Origin of the sequence: Afipia massiliensis (genome assembly GCF_014203115.1) — a bacterium.
Taxonomy (GTDB): Bacteria; Pseudomonadota; Alphaproteobacteria; order Rhizobiales; family Xanthobacteraceae; genus Afipia; species Afipia massiliensis.
The window spans coordinates 96,308-111,595 of record NZ_JACHIJ010000008.1 but is presented as its reverse complement, the minus strand read 5'-3'; the positions used below and the strand labels follow the sequence as shown (position 1 = coordinate 111,595).

The 15,288-nt window shown below is 62.2% G+C and carries 21 protein-coding genes; 10 read left to right on the top strand and 11 right to left on the bottom strand.

Features of this window, described 5'->3' with window-relative positions; translation table 11 throughout:
* Window positions 1–13: 13 nt before the first annotated feature.
* Both HNQ36_RS23130 and HNQ36_RS23125 read left to right on the top strand, forming a co-directional pair.
* A complete protein-coding gene (locus HNQ36_RS23130) occupies window positions 14–952 on the top strand; it encodes a hypothetical protein (protein ID WP_184089484.1) in 939 nt (312 codons plus the stop codon).
* Window positions 953–1,091: 139 nt separating this feature from the next.
* The gene (locus HNQ36_RS23125; protein WP_184089481.1) at window positions 1,092–1,445 is read left to right on the top strand and encodes a hypothetical protein; all 354 of its coding nucleotides are present in this window, start codon (window positions 1,092–1,094) and stop codon (window positions 1,443–1,445) included.
* 158 nt (window positions 1,446–1,603) lie between these two features.
* Here HNQ36_RS23125 and HNQ36_RS23120 read toward each other — a convergent pair whose 3' ends face one another.
* The 3 genes from HNQ36_RS23120 to HNQ36_RS23110 all read right to left on the bottom strand — a co-directional run bounded on the left by HNQ36_RS23120 (window position 1,604) and on the right by HNQ36_RS23110 (window position 3,447).
* Window positions 1,604–2,374: a DUF169 domain-containing protein gene (locus HNQ36_RS23120; RefSeq protein WP_184089478.1), complete on the bottom strand. Its 771-nt coding sequence runs from the start codon at window positions 2,372–2,374 to the stop codon at window positions 1,604–1,606.
* Window positions 2,375–2,506: 132 nt separating this feature from the next.
* Window positions 2,507–2,992: a bacterioferritin gene (gene bfr / locus HNQ36_RS23115; RefSeq protein WP_184089475.1), complete on the bottom strand. Its 486-nt coding sequence runs from the start codon at window positions 2,990–2,992 to the stop codon at window positions 2,507–2,509.
* Between the two features lie 143 nt (window positions 2,993–3,135).
* Complete coding sequence (locus HNQ36_RS23110; RefSeq protein WP_184089472.1) at window positions 3,136–3,447, bottom strand: (2Fe-2S)-binding protein; 312 nt, start codon at window positions 3,445–3,447, stop codon at window positions 3,136–3,138.
* A gap of 248 nt (window positions 3,448–3,695) precedes the next feature.
* On the opposite strand from HNQ36_RS23110, the gene HNQ36_RS23105 reads away from it, so the two are divergent.
* From HNQ36_RS23105 to HNQ36_RS23085, 5 genes are all read left to right on the top strand, one after another.
* On the top strand, window positions 3,696–4,301 hold the full coding sequence (locus HNQ36_RS23105) for an MSMEG_1061 family FMN-dependent PPOX-type flavoprotein (protein ID WP_184089469.1): 606 nt from the start codon (window positions 3,696–3,698) through the stop codon (window positions 4,299–4,301).
* A gap of 24 nt (window positions 4,302–4,325) precedes the next feature.
* Window positions 4,326–4,820, top strand: coding sequence for a CinA family protein (locus HNQ36_RS23100; RefSeq protein ID WP_184089466.1), 495 nt, complete (start codon window positions 4,326–4,328; stop codon window positions 4,818–4,820).
* A gap of 277 nt (window positions 4,821–5,097) precedes the next feature.
* The gene (locus tag HNQ36_RS23095; RefSeq protein WP_184089463.1) at window positions 5,098–5,493 is read left to right on the top strand and encodes a hypothetical protein; all 396 of its coding nucleotides are present in this window, start codon (window positions 5,098–5,100) and stop codon (window positions 5,491–5,493) included.
* A 231-nt stretch (window positions 5,494–5,724) separates the two neighbouring features.
* Window positions 5,725–6,048, top strand: coding sequence for a hypothetical protein (locus HNQ36_RS23090; RefSeq protein ID WP_184089460.1), 324 nt, complete (start codon window positions 5,725–5,727; stop codon window positions 6,046–6,048).
* Between the two features lie 272 nt (window positions 6,049–6,320).
* On the top strand, window positions 6,321–6,611 hold the full coding sequence (locus tag HNQ36_RS23085) for a hypothetical protein (protein WP_184089457.1): 291 nt from the start codon (window positions 6,321–6,323) through the stop codon (window positions 6,609–6,611).
* Between the two features lie 235 nt (window positions 6,612–6,846).
* Here HNQ36_RS23085 and HNQ36_RS23080 read toward each other — a convergent pair whose 3' ends face one another.
* The 7 genes from HNQ36_RS23080 to HNQ36_RS23050 all read right to left on the bottom strand — a co-directional run bounded on the left by HNQ36_RS23080 (window position 6,847) and on the right by HNQ36_RS23050 (window position 12,121).
* Complete coding sequence (locus HNQ36_RS23080; protein WP_184089454.1) at window positions 6,847–8,085, bottom strand: lytic murein transglycosylase; 1,239 nt, start codon at window positions 8,083–8,085, stop codon at window positions 6,847–6,849.
* Window positions 8,086–8,150: 65 nt separating this feature from the next.
* A complete protein-coding gene (locus HNQ36_RS23075) occupies window positions 8,151–8,759 on the bottom strand; it encodes a TIGR00645 family protein (protein ID WP_184089450.1) in 609 nt (202 codons plus the stop codon).
* A gap of 141 nt (window positions 8,760–8,900) precedes the next feature.
* Entirely contained in the window at window positions 8,901–9,671 is a 771-nt protein-coding gene (tam, locus tag HNQ36_RS23070; RefSeq protein ID WP_184089447.1) for a trans-aconitate 2-methyltransferase, read from the bottom strand.
* Between the two features lie 144 nt (window positions 9,672–9,815).
* Window positions 9,816–10,322: a hypothetical protein gene (locus HNQ36_RS23065; RefSeq protein WP_184089444.1), complete on the bottom strand. Its 507-nt coding sequence runs from the start codon at window positions 10,320–10,322 to the stop codon at window positions 9,816–9,818.
* A gap of 154 nt (window positions 10,323–10,476) precedes the next feature.
* A complete protein-coding gene (locus HNQ36_RS23060) occupies window positions 10,477–11,004 on the bottom strand; it encodes a helix-turn-helix domain-containing protein (RefSeq protein WP_184089441.1) in 528 nt (175 codons plus the stop codon).
* A 122-nt stretch (window positions 11,005–11,126) separates the two neighbouring features.
* On the bottom strand, window positions 11,127–11,663 hold the full coding sequence (locus tag HNQ36_RS23055; protein ID WP_184089438.1) for a MarR family transcriptional regulator: 537 nt from the start codon (window positions 11,661–11,663) through the stop codon (window positions 11,127–11,129).
* 8 nt (window positions 11,664–11,671) lie between these two features.
* The gene (locus HNQ36_RS23050; protein WP_184089435.1) at window positions 11,672–12,121 is read right to left on the bottom strand and encodes a MarR family transcriptional regulator; all 450 of its coding nucleotides are present in this window, start codon (window positions 12,119–12,121) and stop codon (window positions 11,672–11,674) included.
* Window positions 12,122–12,285: 164 nt separating this feature from the next.
* Between HNQ36_RS23050 and HNQ36_RS23045 the strand changes: the two genes are divergently transcribed.
* Together HNQ36_RS23045 and brnA are read left to right on the top strand one after the other, a co-directional pair.
* A complete protein-coding gene (locus HNQ36_RS23045; RefSeq protein ID WP_184089432.1) occupies window positions 12,286–12,585 on the top strand; it encodes a BrnT family toxin in 300 nt (99 codons plus the stop codon).
* Window positions 12,572–12,829: a type II toxin-antitoxin system BrnA family antitoxin gene (brnA, locus tag HNQ36_RS23040; protein ID WP_184089429.1), complete on the top strand. Its 258-nt coding sequence runs from the start codon at window positions 12,572–12,574 to the stop codon at window positions 12,827–12,829. The genes HNQ36_RS23045 and brnA overlap by 14 nt, the downstream gene beginning before the upstream one ends.
* A gap of 115 nt (window positions 12,830–12,944) precedes the next feature.
* Here the strand turns inward: brnA and ettA are convergent, their stop codons facing one another.
* Window positions 12,945–14,594, bottom strand: a complete 1,650-nt coding sequence (gene ettA, locus HNQ36_RS23035; RefSeq protein ID WP_046827347.1) for an energy-dependent translational throttle protein EttA — start codon at window positions 14,592–14,594, stop codon at window positions 12,945–12,947.
* Between the two features lie 279 nt (window positions 14,595–14,873).
* Between ettA and HNQ36_RS23030 the strand changes: the two genes are divergently transcribed.
* On the top strand, window positions 14,874–15,083 hold the full coding sequence (locus HNQ36_RS23030) for a hypothetical protein (protein WP_184089806.1): 210 nt from the start codon (window positions 14,874–14,876) through the stop codon (window positions 15,081–15,083).
* Window positions 15,084–15,288: the final 205 nt, after the last annotated feature.

The window sequence follows — 15,288 nt, the reverse complement described above, 5'->3', positions numbered from 1 at the left end:
CGCGGCACGGCTCATGCACATTCCCGCAACGCTGGATCAGGCCCGCAGCACGCTCGCCGTGATGCTCGGCATTGCAGCGACCGAAGGACTGCCGGACACGATCGACCACGAGACCATCGCCGCCGCGACCCGCTACGTCTTTCATCTCGAGCCGCAGTTCGGCCTCGCAGGGCTGACGCCGCTCAGTCCCTACCGGCAGGCTGAACTGACCGCCGATCCTGCGCTCGCCACACAGGCGGTGAGCTTCGCCGCCCTCATGGCGTTTGTCGGCGGCACGCTGGACCCCGCCAAGCTGAGTGCCGTGGTGAAGCTCGCGGATCAACTCGGCGTCCGCGACGACTTCGTCAACGATCTGGCGCGGCTGGCGCTGGGCGACATGAACGACGCCAAGGCCCACATGATCCACGCCAACCTTGAGAGCGTGACGGGCCGCGCATGGGCCACTGCGGAGATGGGCCCGTGGCTGCAGCCTTACGATGCGCAGCCCGATCCCGCGCTGGCGACGCGCTTTCATGCGCTGGCGCGGCTGCCGGCGGACACCTTCGGCCATGCTTTCGCGATGTTCTATCAGGCCAACGGCTACGCCTATCCCGGCGAGGCGACCGCGCTGAATTTCGAGTTCGCCGTTCCGCACGATTCAACCCACGTGCTCGCCGGCTACGATACGTCGCCGCGCGGCGAACTCCTGACGTCAACGCTGACGGCGACGATGCATCGCAGCCACGCCATGTCCGGCCATGTGCTGCCGGTGATCCTGAGCTGGCATCTCGGCATTCCGCTCAACGATGTCGCCGGTGCCGCGACAGGCGCGTTCGAGCCGGAGGAATTCTTCTACGCCTGGGCGCGGGGCGAAGACACCAAGGCCGACCTGTTCGGCCCGGAGTGGAATTTCTGGTCGGCCGCGATCCAGCCGATCACGGCGGTGCGCGAAGCGGTCGGGCTGACCGGCTGAGCTTCTCGCCGTCGGCAGTGCTGCGCTGCGTCGTGCCTCAACAATGCGCGGGAGGAACCCGACGCCTCGCGCGGGTTTGTCTGGACGCCCTCAAGCGACCGTCCGAAGCTTCGTATGATTCTTGAGCGCGGAGGATCGCATGAGGTGGCCAGTTCGCCTTGCCCTGATGATTCCGCTGATATTGTCCGCCGCGACGGCGCTCGCGGTCGATCGCGGACAGTTCGGCGATGTCCCCGAGCACATTCGAAAATGGTTCAAGGATGCGCGCAGCCCGGCCGGTGTGCCGTGCTGTGATGTCTCCGACGGACACCGCACCGACTACGATGTGCGGCAGGGCGCGTACTGGGTGCCGATCCAAGGCACGTGGTGGCTGGTGCCGGAGAAGGCGGTGATCCGCACCGGCGGCAATCCGACCGGCGGCGCGGTGGTGTGGTACGTGACGCTTCGCGGCAACATCGAGATCACGTGCTTCGTGCCGGCGGACGGGTCGTAACCGCAACGCAAGAATTATCAACTCGTCATCACCGGGCATAGCCGTCTGAAGGACGGCGTCGCTTCGCTCGCCTATGTCCCGGTGATCCACGTCTTTGGATTCGTAAGTAAGACGTGGATGGCCGGAACAAGTCCGGCCATGACGAAGTAGAGATTTCCCTACGCCCGGCCCGGATAACTCACCGCCATGCCGGCGCGCACATCCTGCTGCACGCCGTATTGCGCGAACGGATAACGGAAGCCGTTCTTCGACAGCGCCTTCATACCGGCGATGGCGCTGACGAGATATTCCGGCGGCGTCGCCATCAGCATTTCCTCGTCGAGCACGCCGCCATAACGGCGCTCGGCGAAACACGGAATCGACAGGCTCGGCAATCGCGTCGTCAGCGCGCGGCCCCATGAATCCGCGCAGGCGGATTCGCCGACCACACTCCAGTCGAACCGCTTGTAGCCGGACCACTGCAATCCATTGATGAAATAGATCATCGCGCCGGGCGTCGCATAGAACAGCGCGATGTCGGGCGGATCGAGCTTGCCGGACGACAGTGGCCCGACGGCCAGCGCGTCGTATTGTCCGTCCGGCACGCAGTGCATCGCCTCCTGATGCGCCTGCGCATCCTGCTGCGTCGAGAACCACACGCCGGTCATGTGCTGTCCGGATTGCCAGGCATCGGTCTTGGCGCCGCCGAGGCCGACCACGGCACGGCACTGCGCGCCGACCAGATCGTCGCTGGTGATGCCGACCGTCCAGCCGATCCGCGCCGCCTGCGCCACGATCTGATCCAGCGTGTGAACCGACTGCGGCCTGCGGATTTTCGGGATCGCCTCCATGTCCTCGCGGCGCGTGAACATCTTCATGCCGAACGGGATCGAGCGCAGCTTCAGCAGCGAGTCCAGATCGCCAACGATCGCAGGCCAGTCATAGGTCATCATGTTTCTCCCTTATGTTTTTTGTTGTCGGTGAGGCTAGAGCATTTTCGTCGGAAGTAACAAAAGAAAACCCGGAGCCGCAGTAAGCGGTCCGGGTTGTTCTCGTGATCAGTGTATCAGCGATGCGAGGCGTTAGTGCCCGTCGTCCAGTCCACCCATGTGCTTCTGCGAATATAACTCGACGCCGATCCTCTTGACGAGGTCGATCTGGGTTTCGAGGAAGTCGATGTGCCCTTCCTCGTCCTTCATCAGGCTCTCGAACAGGTCGCGCGAGACATAGTCCTTCGCGCTATGGCAGTGGGTCGCGGCCTTCTCGTAAAGCTCGCGCGCCGAATACTCGGCCTTGAGGTCGCAATCCAGAACTTCCTTCACGTTCTGGCCGATATGCAGCGGATCGAGCACCTGCAGGTTCGGGAAACCGTCAAGGAAGATGATCCGGTCGATCAGCTTGTCGGCGTGCTCCATTTCCTCGATGGATTCCTTGCGCCACTTCTTGGCGAGATCCTTCAGGCCCCAGTTCTCCAGCATCCGGTAATGAAGCCAGAACTGGCTGACGGCGGTCAGTTCGCTGCGCAGCGCCTTGTTCAGGAACTCGATGACCTTCGGATCGCCCTTCATCTTACACTCCATCGTGGAACCGTCGTTTGACGGGCCAAATTCAATTTAGAAACGTTCTAAATCAGATTTACGGCGAGTACAAGCCCTCGCCGCGGCGACGTCCACATCGGAGAAAGGCGAGAAAGGTAAGCCGGTAAAGCGGCTTAGGCGGCCGCTTGGGCGGTCAGGATCACCGGATGGTGATGTTCGCCGTCGGTGTGACCGGCGTGCGAGTGATCGGCGTGGGAGTGATCAGCATGCTGCTGGCTGTGGGGGCATCCCGCGCAGCAGGCCTTGGCGCAGGCGCCGAGGGCTTCATCCATGATCTTCTTGATGGTTCGCGCGCAGCGGCCGCATTCGGCGCTGCAGCCCAGACAGCCATAGACTTGCCCAGCGGTGCGCGGGAAGTCCTTGGCTTGGGTCACAACGTTACGCACGTCGTGGTCAGTCAGGACGTTGCAGGAACAAACAATCATGGGTGTCTGGAGAACCTGTAAGGACTGTTGACCCACAGGTATTGAAGCGAAGGCTCCGATGCAAAAGGAAAACAGCCACTTTTAAGCTATTCCAAACTGGCGGAAGCACTTCGCGCGCAATCTGGAATCGATCTAAATTCGCGCGTTAAACGGGCAGAACAGCGATTTCGAACTGACGGCAAAACCCGCAAATGCAGGACGCTGCGGATTGGGTTAAACGTCAGCATCGCGAGCAACGGGAGCACGGCGTGACGCATATCGGACCTGACGACCTCGGCACCATTTACGCACCACCCACCGACCGCGTGATCGCAAAACAACTGCCGCGCATCGACCGCCACGCCGCACACTTCATCGGGATGTCGCCGTTCTGTGTGCTGGCGACCTCAGGGCCGGACGGCACCGTCGATGCCTCGCCGCGCGGCGGCAATCCGGGCTTCGTCCATATCGAAGGCGAGACGCGCCTCTTGATGCCGGATCGCCCCGGCAACAACCGCATCGACAGCTTCCGCAACCTCGTGACTGGCTCGGGCTACGTGCAACTGATCTTCTTCGTGCCGGGCCTTGATGAAACCCTGCGCGTGGGCGGCGAAGCAAAACTGTCGGCGGATGCGGACCTGCTGGCCACCATGATCGAGTTCGGCAAGCCGCCCCGCGCCGTGCTCGATATCGCCGTGCGCGAAGCCTATTTCCACTGCGGCAAGGCGCTGATGCGCTCGAAGTTGTGGTCGCCCGACTCCCGCGTTGCGCGCTCCGCGCAGCCGAGCATCAGTGAAGTCATTCACGAACAGACAGGCCAGGGCACGCCCGAAAGCCAGGAAGCCGTCGAAGCGCGTTACAAGACGCAGCTCTGACCTCAAACAGAAGAAAGTCCCGTCATGGAAAAGTTGCTGCCGCTCGCGGAGAAAGTCGCCGCGTCCCTGATCGCGCGCAAGGAAACCATCGCGGTAGCGGAGTCTTCCACCGGAGGACTCATCTCCGCAGCGCTGCTCGCAGTGCCCGGCGCATCGGCCTACTACCGCGGCGGCGGCGTGATCTACACGCCGCGTGCGCGCGCGGCGTTGGTGAACATCACGAAAGAAGAAATGGAAGCGATCGGCAACCGCGGCGCGACCGAGCCCTACGCGACCTTGCTCGCGAACCGTGCGCGGGAACTGCTCAACACCACATGGGGCCTGAGCGAGACCGGCGCGACCGGCCCGTCCGGCAACCGCTACGGCGACGCCGCCGGACATTCATGCATGGCCATTGCGGGACCGCGAATGCGCGTGATCACGCTCGAGACCGGCGACAGCGACCGCGTCGCCAACATGCGGGCGTTCGCGCTTCACGCGCTCGAATTGCTATCGCAGACGCTCGAATCCGAGCGCTGAACTAAACTGCATCGCCCCGCGCCGACGTGAATTATCCAGCATTTACCAACAGATTCAGCGTTTCGGCTCCGGACATTAACCACGGAACCCGCTTCACCTTTGGTGAGCGAATATTACACGCGGAAAAAAGGCACTGATTTCGCGGAACAAATCCGCCCCCTAAACCTTAACAAGGCGTTGCCCCGCAGTTTCTGCAATTGTTAACCCAATGGATCGCATTTTGGTCACATATGGCACGTACCCCGCGCCCATCATTCCACGCACAGAAGTGAGAAAAATGCGAAAGTTGCCAATCGCGATTGCGTCTGTTGTTGCCACGTTGGCAATTTCCGTGAGTGCACCGGTTTCCGCTCAGGACTTTACCGCGTCCGTCGGCACCGAAGTCGCCGCTCCCCAGAAGAAGATTTCGATGTATCAGTCGGCGATGAGCGAAGTCGCCATCATGCGCTATCGCGCAGCGCTGAAGCTGAAGGCCGAGCAGGCGAAGTACTGGCCCGCCGTCGCCAGCGCGCTGCGCGCGCTCGCACGCGAGCCGCAGGTCAACGAAGCCGCCGTGCGCCGCTTCGCACCGGCCGCATCCGCCCTGTTCGCCCGCCTCGATGAGGACCAGAAGCGCACCGCGATGGGCCTCGTTCAGCAGGCCGGCCTGCAGCAGTACGCTTCGCTGTTCTGATATCGTCCACGCGGGTTTCCGCGCGGCTCAAAAAATTTCAACGGCGCTTCGCACTTCGCGAGCGCCGTTTTTCGTTGCGCTGATTGACGGCGATTAAACCCAATCATGGCGGGAATCCGGCTATCCCGTTCAGTTCCCGTTCAATGCAGCCGTGCAACTTTCACCGGCGAGACCCGTTATCTCATGGGTCACAACGACATTTCACAGGTCACAACGACGAAAGGTGAAGCCATGAAGAAGGTAGTTTCGGCGTTCCTCGCGGTCGCTACGATCGCTGGCTCGCTCGCAGCCACGATGCCTGCCGCAGAGGCGCAATATCGTCGTCATTATCACGGTCACCATCACGGTCATGGTGGCGGTGCAGCCATCGGCCTCGGCCTTCTTGGCGGCGCCATCGCCGGTGCGGCGATTGCCAACAGCGGGGGCTACTACGGCCCCGGTTACGGCTATTACGGCGCAGGCCCGGCCTATTACGGCGGCGGCTGCTACCTGCAGCGCGAACGCTTCTGGGACGGCTACGGCTGGCGCGTCCGCCGCGTTCAGGTTTGTAACTGACACAACTGATCACCGAGCGGCCTTCTTTTAGCCGCCCCGGCTTGGAAAAAAGTAACGCTCCCTAGGGTAAAGTGCCCCTTGGGGGCGTTTTTTGTGAAGGCTGTGCGCCAGAATCCGCTATATTGGCGCCGGGACATCATCTGAATCGCCGGTGCGGGATGGCGCCGACCTTTCAAACAGGGGCCAAATCGGGCTATCTTGAGTTCCGTCATTGGATCCTTGCAGACCAATCGCCTTGCGCCAGGCTCTGGCGTGATCTGAGGAGAGACAACATGAAGAAGGTTCTTTCGGCGTTCCTCGCGGTCGCAACGATCGCTGGTTCGCTCGCAACCGCGATGCCCGCAGCCAAGGCTGACGGCGGCCGTGTGGCTGCCGGCGTGGGCCTTGGCCTTCTGGGCGGCGCGATCATCGGCGGCGCCATCGCCAACAGCAGCCGCCCGGCATATGGCTACGGCTACGCACCCGGCCCGGTGTACATTGAAGAGCCAGCCTGCCGCCTGGTGCGCGAGCGCTTCTGGGACGGTTACGGCTGGCGCGTCCGCCGCGTTCAGGTTTGCGATTGATCTGAACATTCTCACGATTACTTCGTGAGACATGAGTTTCAAAACCCGGCCTCACGGCCGGGTTTTGTTTTTGGGCGACGGGTTTTCTCACGTCGCGAATAAAACCCTCGACCGTCATCCTGAGGTGCGAGCGCTTGCGAGCCTCGAAGGATGACGGATCGAACTGACTGCGCTGCCGTCGCCCTTCGAGGCCTCCGCTTCGCTACGGCACCTCAGGGTGACGGCACAGCCGCGCCTACCGTCCCGCGCTCATCGCGCGCAGCACATCACCGCTCGGCCAGCAATCGACTTTCAGTCCCGCCTTCTTCTGGTAGGCGCCAAGCGCCGCGCGGGTCTGCATCCCCGCCTTGCCGTCAAGTTTCGAGCTGTAGAGGCCGAGGCGCGTGAGATGCTTCTGCATCTCTTCCACATCGGCGCTGCGCATCTGGGTCGACGCCGACCACGGCGTCGCGAACGGCTGGCCGTTCATCATGCGGTCGGCGAGATGGCCGACGAACAGCACATAGAGATCGGAGAAATTGTATTCCTTGATGACGAAGTAATTCTTCGTGGTCAGGAACGACGGGCCGTAGGTGCCTTCCGGCTGCAACAGCGACGCGCCCTGCGCCTGCTCGGCGGCGCTGAGTTGCTCGCCGCGCACCGGTACGTAGCCTTCGCGCAGCCATTGCGAGATCGGCTTGGTCACTTCCGGCACGCCTTGCGTACAATCGGCGATGCGCGGTGCGCGCACCTCATAGGCCCAGCGCACGCCCGGCTGCCAGCCCTTGTTCTTCAACTGCTGGGCGGCGGACGCCAGCGCATCCGGCACCGAGGTCCAGATGTTGATGTGGCCGTCGCCGTCGAAATCGACGCCGTGCTTGTGAAGCTCCGAGGGCAGGAACTGCGTCAGCCCCGTCGCGCCGCCCCATGAGGTGCGCAGGTTCTTGCGCGTCACGTCGCCGTTCTGGATCAGCTTCAGCGCCTCGATGAACTCGCCGCGGTATTGATCCTTGCGCCGGCCGACATAGGCCTGCGTCGCCAGCACGCGCAAGCCATCATAGGGCAGCGCATGACGGCCGTAGTCGGTCTCGCGGCCCCAGATCGCCAGGATGATGTTGCCCGGCACGCCGAAGCGCTGCTCGATGGCGCGCAGCGTATCGCGATGCTGGATCGACAATCGCTGCCCGTGCGACGCGAGCCGCGCGATGCTCGCCTCCTTCACATAGTCCGCCGGCACCTGCACGAACTCCGCCTGCGATGGCGCGCCGGTCGATGGACGCCCGGGCAACAGCAGATCCGGCAGCTTGTAGTCCGGCTCCAGCGCGTTGGTTTCGCGATCGAAGACCGCCCGCGAAACGCCCGCCTGCTGCGCTTCCGGCCACAGCGAGGCGACGAACTGCGTGAACGCCGCATCGGCGGCGAGGGCTGGCGCGCTTGCCAGCAACATGAACGTCGTTGCGAGGAGCACTTGCGACGAAGCAATCCAGCGGTTCATCCGGATGGTCTCCAAAACTGGATTGCTTCGCTCCGCTCGCAATGACGTTGTCTCCCGCTACGGCATCAATGCTTGCCGTGCCCGGTCTTGACGGCATTGGCGCGAGCAACGTCGGCATCGCTCGACAGCTTGTCGACATAGGCGATGCCGATCGCCGACACGATAAACATGCCGTGGATGATGGTCTGCCACATCACGCCGGCCTCTGTGTAGTTCGTGGTGCGGCCCGCGACGCCGAGGTTGCCGGCCTCGATGAAGGTGCGCAGCAGATGGATCGAGGAGATGCCGATAATGGCCATGGCCAGCTTGATCTTCAGCACGCTGGCATTGACGTGGCTGAGCCATTCCGGCTCGTCGGGGTGACCCTTCAGGTTAAGCCGCGAGACGAAGGTCTCGTAGCCGCCGACGATGACCATCACCAGAAGGTTCGAGATCATCACCACGTCGATCAGCCCGAGCACGACAAGCATGATCTGCTGCTCGGTGAAGGAGAACGAATGCGAAATGAGATGCCAGAGTTCTTTCAGGAACAGGATAACATAGACAGCCTGCGCGACGATCAGGCCGACATAGAGCGGCACCTGCAGCCAGCGCGATCCGAAGATCAGCATCGGGATCGGACGCAGCGCCAAGTCGGCGCGCGTCGGCAGGGGCGTTTCGGGGGTCATACTCATCTCAAATGGCTCCGGTGGAACAGAAACTGATGGCGGACCATGGCAGATTCGGCGCAGGCGCGCGCGGCATCCATCGGTCGCAGCAACAGCCCTTGTCCCGTCACAATGGCGACAATTTGCCCGGCAAGCCCGGATTTCCGGCTATTTCACCGCGACGATGAAAATCCGCGGGAAGCGCAGCAGCACCTTGCCATCGGCCTGCGGCGGGTAGCTGGCAGCAATCCGCGCCCTGTAGGCCTCGAGGAATTCCTTGCGTTCGGGAATCTCGAGCGGATCGAGGAACGGGCGCAGCCCTGTGCCCTTCACCCATTCGACGATGGCCGGTGCATCGTCCAGCACGTGATTGTAGACCGTGTGCCAGATGTCGATACGGCTGCACAGCGGCTGCAGCGCGTCGTAATAGGTGCCCGGCTTCGGCAGATTGTCCCGCGCCTCCAATGCGTGCGCGAGCTGGGTGTGGAACTGCGGCAGGCGCGCGACCTCGCGCATCAGGACGTGCGACGGCTCGTCCATGTTATCGGGCATCTGCACCGCGAGCGCGCCGCCGTCGGGCAGCGCCATCAGAAGTCGCATCATTTGCTTGAGATGTTTCGGCACCCACTGGAAGATCGCATTGGCGAACAGCACATCGGTTCCGGCGGGCGGCGACCAGTGCGAAATATTCGCTTCGATGAAGGTGTGCTGCGGCAGCCGCTCGCGCGCCTGACGCAGCATGTCCGCCGAGGTATCGATCCCGGTGATCTTCGCCTGCGGCCAGCGTCTGGCCAGCAACTCGGTCGAGTTGCCCGGGCCACAGCCGATGTCCACCACGCCCCGCGCATCCTGGATCGGAATCTGCGCCAGCAGGTCGCGCGCCCCGCGCGTCCGCTCGTCCTCGAATTTCAGGTATTGCTGCGCATCCCAGTCGGACATCGTGAAACTCCAACGCCCCGCGCGTATTCCGCAAAAGTGGATACCGGTTTTGCGGAAAGAATACGCGCCAGATCTGTATCGGACGACCCTTCTACGTCAACCGATCGGCGATGGCCAGATTTCACGAGCCGTATCAATGATGTCTCAGCAATTTCCCTGAACCGCAGCCGCAGCCTTCTGGCGCGTGATTTCGCCGCCGACCGTCGCGCCCATCCCTGCCGCGGCACCTGCCACGCCGGACGCGGTGCCGCCGAACGGCAGGAACCCGACGGCGCTCGACAGCACGGACGTTCCCACCGCCGTGTTCTGCGCGTCGTTGATCGCATCCTGGCAGCGCTTGGCCTGCTGCATCGCCTGCTGCTCTTGCTGTTGCCGTCGCTGTTGCTGTTTCTGCGCCCGCGGCGGCTGCTGTCCCATGCTGTGCTGCTTCTGCGCCTGCGGCGGCTGCTGTCCCATGCGGTGATATTTCATGGCGCGCACGTCGCGGGACGTATCCGTCGCCTGCCCCTGCGCCTTGCGTGCCTCAGAGGCCTTGATGTTCTTCGCCCTCTCCGCCGCCGACAGGCCCACATCGTCGGCCATCACTGAAAGCACAGAACCTGGCGTCAGCAGCAGAAGCGTGAGTGCGAACGCAATGAAACGTAAAACCATGATCTTCTCCGATGGCTAAAAGGCCACCGGGATCACGCACCGAAAAGGTGCGCTTGCGCGCCACGTGTACAACAGGTGAGCGCTTCAATCCCGGTGGCGGAGAATGGTGATCCACTCTCTCGGCCGAGGCCTATAGCGACACCGCACGCTGGGATCACGCAGGATCGATTGCAGTTTTCGGGTCGATCGCGGTGCTGCCTGCCCACACAAAACCGTGATCGCGCATGGTGCGGACTCGCGCCTGCAGGAATTCGCGGCCGATGACTTCAAGCCGCTCCGTCGGCATCAGGAAGAAGCGGCGTCGGTCATTGGCGTCCACGTCACGCGCCAGCATGCCAGCCTCCTCCATATCGTCGATATGACGGGAGACCGTTGCCGCTGTAGCGAACTGTTCGAAATAGGTCGCGAGTTCTTTGAGTGTGATCGGCCGCCCGGTCAGCCAGCGATGCGAGACGATACTAAAGATCAGGTCGGCCTCGAACGCGCTGCGCCACGGACGACGCAGGATGCCGGAGGCGACAACGGTGCGCCGGAAATCCGCGCGCCACTGCACCCATGCCATATCGAAAGCGAGAACAGCCCGTTCCGGCGCATCGAGAATGCTGTCGGGACATTCGATCAAAGACGCCGACGATGCCGCCCCGATTGTCTCGGGTGATAGTTTCTTGGGCCCCGACGTCATGCGTTACCTGGCCTGCCGATTCGTTATGACAATAGCCGTAGCCGGATTCCAGCGATTGCACCATGGTTGCAATGCATCGTCGTTGCTACCTTCTGACGCGTTGCCCTGTCCTCACGAGACGATCAGTCCGGCTTCCTTGCCGAATCGGTTGCCCTCGTCCCGTTCGCCCCGGCATCGCCGGTCCACACAAAACCATGCTCACGCATGATTCGGATTCGCGCTTGCGCATATCCGTGACCAATGATTTCCAGCCGCCGTGTCGGCAGCAGGAAGATGCGGCGGCGGTCGTCCGGATCGGTCTGACGCACGATCATGCCGCTTTCTTCCATGTCATCGAGATGGCGAGAGACGGTCGCTTCGGTCGCAAACAATTCGAAATAGGTCGCAAGCTCCTTGTGCGTGATCGCGCGCCCGGCGAGCCAGCGATGCGCGACGATGCTGAACATCATGTCGGCCTCGAACACGCTGCGCCATGGCCTGTTCAGCACGCCGGAGGCGACCACCGTGCGGCGGAAGTCCGCGCGCCACTGAACGTAAGCGATATCGATGGCGAGCACGGCACGCTCCTGCGCATCCATCGTGCATTCGTCGAGATTGAAAGTGACCGGCGCGGACGCGCTGATTTCCCCGGCCGTCAGTGTCTTCTCGTCACCCGCCATGAGATCGCTTACTCCGTGCTCTTGCCGCCATTCCAGACAAAGCCGTGCTCGCGCATGATGCGCAGCCGCGCCTGCTCGAACTGATGACCGATGCCTTCGAGCCGCCGCGTCGGAATCAAAAACATGCGGCGGCGGTCTTTCCCGTCGAGGCGGCGCTCGACCAGACTGTTCTTTACCATGTCGTCGATATGCCGGGAGATCGTCGCCTCGGTGGCGATCGATCCGAAGTAGGTCGCAAGCTCCTTGAGCGTGACCGGCCGCCCCTTCAGCGCGTGGTGCGCGACGATGGCGAAGATCATGTCGGCTTCAAAAATGCTTCGCACCGGCTTGTCGCCGCCGGCGACAATCTTCTGCCGGAATTCCGACCGCCACTGGACCCAGGCGACATCCATGGCCAGGAGCGCCCGCTCCTGCTCATCGAGATCGCTGACCAGTGGAGCAATCACCGCGTCAGCCATTCGGTTGAATGAGGGAAACGACCGCCTGCCCCGGCCTCGAATTTCAGGTCTCGCTCAGTGTTCCAGTCGGCCATTTGGCTGTCTTCGTCCCTTCCGCAGCACTTTACCCATAACGGAAGGGGTGGCGGATTGCAAATACGTGTATATTATTGCAATATACACATATGATCGATTTCGACCGGATCGAAGGATTTGAGTGGGACGACGGCAACCGCAGGAAAAACGCGGACAAGCATGATGTCAGCTCGGCGGAAGCTGAAAGCATCTTTTTCAACGACCCGCTGATCGTGGTCGAAGATGAAAAGCATAGCGAGAATGAGCCGCGCCTCAATGCCTTGGGAAGGACGATTGAAAACCGTTTGCTGCACATCACCTTCACGCTCAGGCAGGATGGAACGAGAATCCGGGTGATTTCGGCGCGGGACATGAATCGAAAGGAGCGGAAGATCTATGAGCAAACTTAAGCCCATTCCCGCCTTCAAGAGCGAAGCGGAAGAACGAAAATTCTGGGAGACTCACGACTCCACCGATTACCTCGACTGGAGCAAGGCTCAGCGCGTGCGCTTGCCGAACCTAAAGCCATCGACCACAGCTATCTCATTGCGGCTGCCGGTGAGCCTCCTTGAGCAGATCAAGATCGCCGCCAACAAGCGTGACGTGCCGTATCAGTCGCTGATCAAGATGTGGCTGAGTGAGAAGGTGGGGTGAGGTCCGACGTGACGCAGCTATCTCACAGATTTTCGCTTCGCGAAGCGATCTGGGCTCTTCCTGGCGTAAGCGATGTCACTGACCAACTGAGATCCGTAACACATCCCTGATCGCCTCACCGCGTCAGCTTCTTGTACTTCACGCGATGCGGGATCACCGAGTCCTGGCCGAGACGGCGCATCTTGTCCTTCTCGTAGTCCTGGAAGTTGCCCTCGAACCATTCGACATGGCTGTCGCCTTCGAAAGCGAGCATGTGGGTCGCGATGCGGTCGAGGAACCAGCGGTCATGGCTGATGATGACGGCGCAGCCGGCGAAATCCTCCAGCGCCTCTTCCAGCGCCCGCAGCGTATCGACGTCGAGATCGTTGGTCGGTTCGTCGAGCAGCAGGACGTTGGCGCCGGACTTCAGCATCTTGGCGAGATGGACGCGGTTGCGTTCACCGCCCGACAGCGCGCCGACCTTCTTCTGCTGGTCCGCGCCCTTGAAGTTGAACGACGAGCAATAGCCGCGCGAGTTGACTTCGCGCTTGCCGAGCAGGATCTGGTCGTTGCCGCCGGAGATTTCCTCCCACACGGTCTTCTTGCCGTCGAGCGCGTCGCGCGACTGGTCGACGTAGCCGAGATGCACGGACTCGCCCACCGTGATGGTGCCCGCGTCCGGCGTCTCCTGCTTGGTGATCATCTTGAACAGCGTGGTCTTGCCCGCGCCGTTGGCGCCGATGACGCCGACGATGCCGCCCGGCGGCAGCTTGAAGGTCAGGTCGTCGATCAGCAGGCGATCGTTGAACCCCTTCGAGAGGCCTTCGAAGTCCACCACGTTCTGGCCGAGGCGCTCGGCGACAGGAATGGTGATCTGCGCGGTCTGGGTCTGCTTCTCGCTGGCCTGCTTGAGCAGGTCCTCGTAGCGCTGGTAACGCGCCTTGGATTTGGCCTGACGTGCTTTCGGCGAGGATGCGATCCACTCCTGCTCGCGTTCCAGCGTCTTCTGGTGCGCGACGTCCTCGCGGCCTTCCTGCGCGAGACGCTTCTGCTTCTGCACCAGCCACGACGAGTAGTTGCCCTCGTAGGGGATGCCCTTGCCGCGGTCGAGTTCGAGGATCCAGCTCGTCACGTTGTCGAGGAAGTAGCGGTCATGGGTCACGATCAGGATCGCGCCGGGATAGTTGCGCAGGTGGCCTTCCAGCCACGACACGGATTCCGCGTCGAGATGGTTGGTCGGTTCGTCCAGCAGCAGCAGGTCCGGCTGGTCGAGCAGCAATTTGCACAGCGCGACGCGGCGCTTTTCGCCGCCCGACAGTTTGGAGATGTCGGCATCGTCCGGCGGACAGCGCAGCGCGTCCATCGCCTGATCGACCTTGCTGTCGAGATCCCACAGGCCCGCGGCCTCGATCTCGTCCTGCAATTTGGTCATCTCATCGGCGGTCTCTTCGGAATAGTTCATCGCCAGTTCGTTGTAGCGATCGAGGATCGCCTTCTGCTTGGCGACGCCGAGCATCACGTTCTCGCGCACGGTCAATGCGGGGTCGAGCTGCGGCTCCTGCTCGAGGTAGCCGACGCGCGCGCCCTCGGCGACCCAGGCCTCGCCGTTATAATCCTTGTCGAGGCCGGCCATGATCCGCAACAGCGTCGATTTGCCCGAGCCGTTGACGCCGAGCACGCCGATCTTGGCATCCGGATAGAACGAGAGATGGACGTTATCGAGCACCTTACGGGTCGGGTAGGCCTTGGTCAGACCCTGCATGAAGTAGACGAACTGGCGAGCCATCGTGATCCTTGGAACCGTCAGATTTGAGCGGGAATACGCGGGAAATTTGCTGTTGCTGATGTAACTGCGGGAACCGCAAAGGGCAACCGGCGAGCCTCCCAAAGGTAGCAATTTGGAAAGCCTAACGAGCGGAATTTCCAGCGCCTTCAGGCCGTTGTTCCGGCGAAAACGGCTTTTTAATCGAATCCTCCCAAGCTGCCGTTTCGAACCGCGGACAGGCGCGCCGCGACAGATGTTCAGGCGTCAGGAATCAAGACTACAGATCGTCGAGCAGAAGCCATGACGACGCACAGCACACCGATCACAACCCGCATCGCGGACATGTCCGCGCCCCGCCCGGCCCCCTCCTCAAGGGGATGGCTGGCCGAGATCGGCGAGTTCTGGCGCACCTTCATCAAGGCGGCCTTCCACCCCTATCATCCGGAGCAGCATTACATGCGCGGCCCGGGTCCGGCCTGCGCCAGCAAGCAGAAGCGGCAAGGCGTCTGACGGACGCCGTTCGGTCGCAAAAACTGCGACAATTTGCTCGTTTTGATCGCTGACAACGAAGTTCCGCGCGCCGCGAGCTATGCCGGGACGGGGGGAAAATCCTTGTCTGGCGCATAGATTGACGCTGCCCCGCATGGTTCGTAGGACATCAGCGCGCGCCGGGCGCAAACGACAACTTTCTGACCGCAGGCGAAGAGGAGACCCC

Bases quoted from the DNA above. Each gene is read 5' to 3' on its own strand.
- HNQ36_RS23130 (WP_184089484.1), top strand. From the start codon at position 14: ATGCACATTCCCGCAACGCTGGATCAGGCCCGCAGCACGCTCGCCGTG.
- HNQ36_RS23125 (WP_184089481.1), top strand. From the start codon at position 1,092: ATGAGGTGGCCAGTTCGCCTTGCCCTGATGATTCCGCTGATATTGTCC.
- HNQ36_RS23120 (WP_184089478.1), bottom strand. From the start codon at position 2,374: ATGACCTATGACTGGCCTGCGATCGTTGGCGATCTGGACTCGCTGCTG.
- bfr (WP_184089475.1), bottom strand. From the start codon at position 2,992: ATGAAGGGCGATCCGAAGGTCATCGAGTTCCTGAACAAGGCGCTGCGC.
- HNQ36_RS23110 (WP_184089472.1), bottom strand. From the start codon at position 3,447: ATGATTGTTTGTTCCTGCAACGTCCTGACTGACCACGACGTGCGTAAC.
- HNQ36_RS23100 (WP_184089466.1), top strand. From the start codon at position 4,326: ATGGAAAAGTTGCTGCCGCTCGCGGAGAAAGTCGCCGCGTCCCTGATC.
- HNQ36_RS23095 (WP_184089463.1), top strand. From the start codon at position 5,098: ATGCGAAAGTTGCCAATCGCGATTGCGTCTGTTGTTGCCACGTTGGCA.
- HNQ36_RS23090 (WP_184089460.1), top strand. From the start codon at position 5,725: ATGAAGAAGGTAGTTTCGGCGTTCCTCGCGGTCGCTACGATCGCTGGC.
- HNQ36_RS23085 (WP_184089457.1), top strand. From the start codon at position 6,321: ATGAAGAAGGTTCTTTCGGCGTTCCTCGCGGTCGCAACGATCGCTGGT.
- HNQ36_RS23080 (WP_184089454.1), bottom strand. From the start codon at position 8,085: ATGAACCGCTGGATTGCTTCGTCGCAAGTGCTCCTCGCAACGACGTTC.
- HNQ36_RS23075 (WP_184089450.1), bottom strand. From the start codon at position 8,759: ATGAGTATGACCCCCGAAACGCCCCTGCCGACGCGCGCCGACTTGGCG.
- tam (WP_184089447.1), bottom strand. From the start codon at position 9,671: ATGTCCGACTGGGATGCGCAGCAATACCTGAAATTCGAGGACGAGCGG.
- HNQ36_RS23065 (WP_184089444.1), bottom strand. From the start codon at position 10,322: ATGGTTTTACGTTTCATTGCGTTCGCACTCACGCTTCTGCTGCTGACG.
- HNQ36_RS23060 (WP_184089441.1), bottom strand. From the start codon at position 11,004: ATGACGTCGGGGCCCAAGAAACTATCACCCGAGACAATCGGGGCGGCA.
- HNQ36_RS23055 (WP_184089438.1), bottom strand. From the start codon at position 11,663: ATGGCGGGTGACGAGAAGACACTGACGGCCGGGGAAATCAGCGCGTCC.
- HNQ36_RS23050 (WP_184089435.1), bottom strand. From the start codon at position 12,121: ATGGCTGACGCGGTGATTGCTCCACTGGTCAGCGATCTCGATGAGCAG.
- HNQ36_RS23045 (WP_184089432.1), top strand. From the start codon at position 12,286: ATGATCGATTTCGACCGGATCGAAGGATTTGAGTGGGACGACGGCAAC.
- brnA (WP_184089429.1), top strand. From the start codon at position 12,572: ATGAGCAAACTTAAGCCCATTCCCGCCTTCAAGAGCGAAGCGGAAGAA.
- ettA (WP_046827347.1), bottom strand. From the start codon at position 14,594: ATGGCTCGCCAGTTCGTCTACTTCATGCAGGGTCTGACCAAGGCCTAC.
- HNQ36_RS23030 (WP_184089806.1), top strand. From the start codon at position 14,874: ATGACGACGCACAGCACACCGATCACAACCCGCATCGCGGACATGTCC.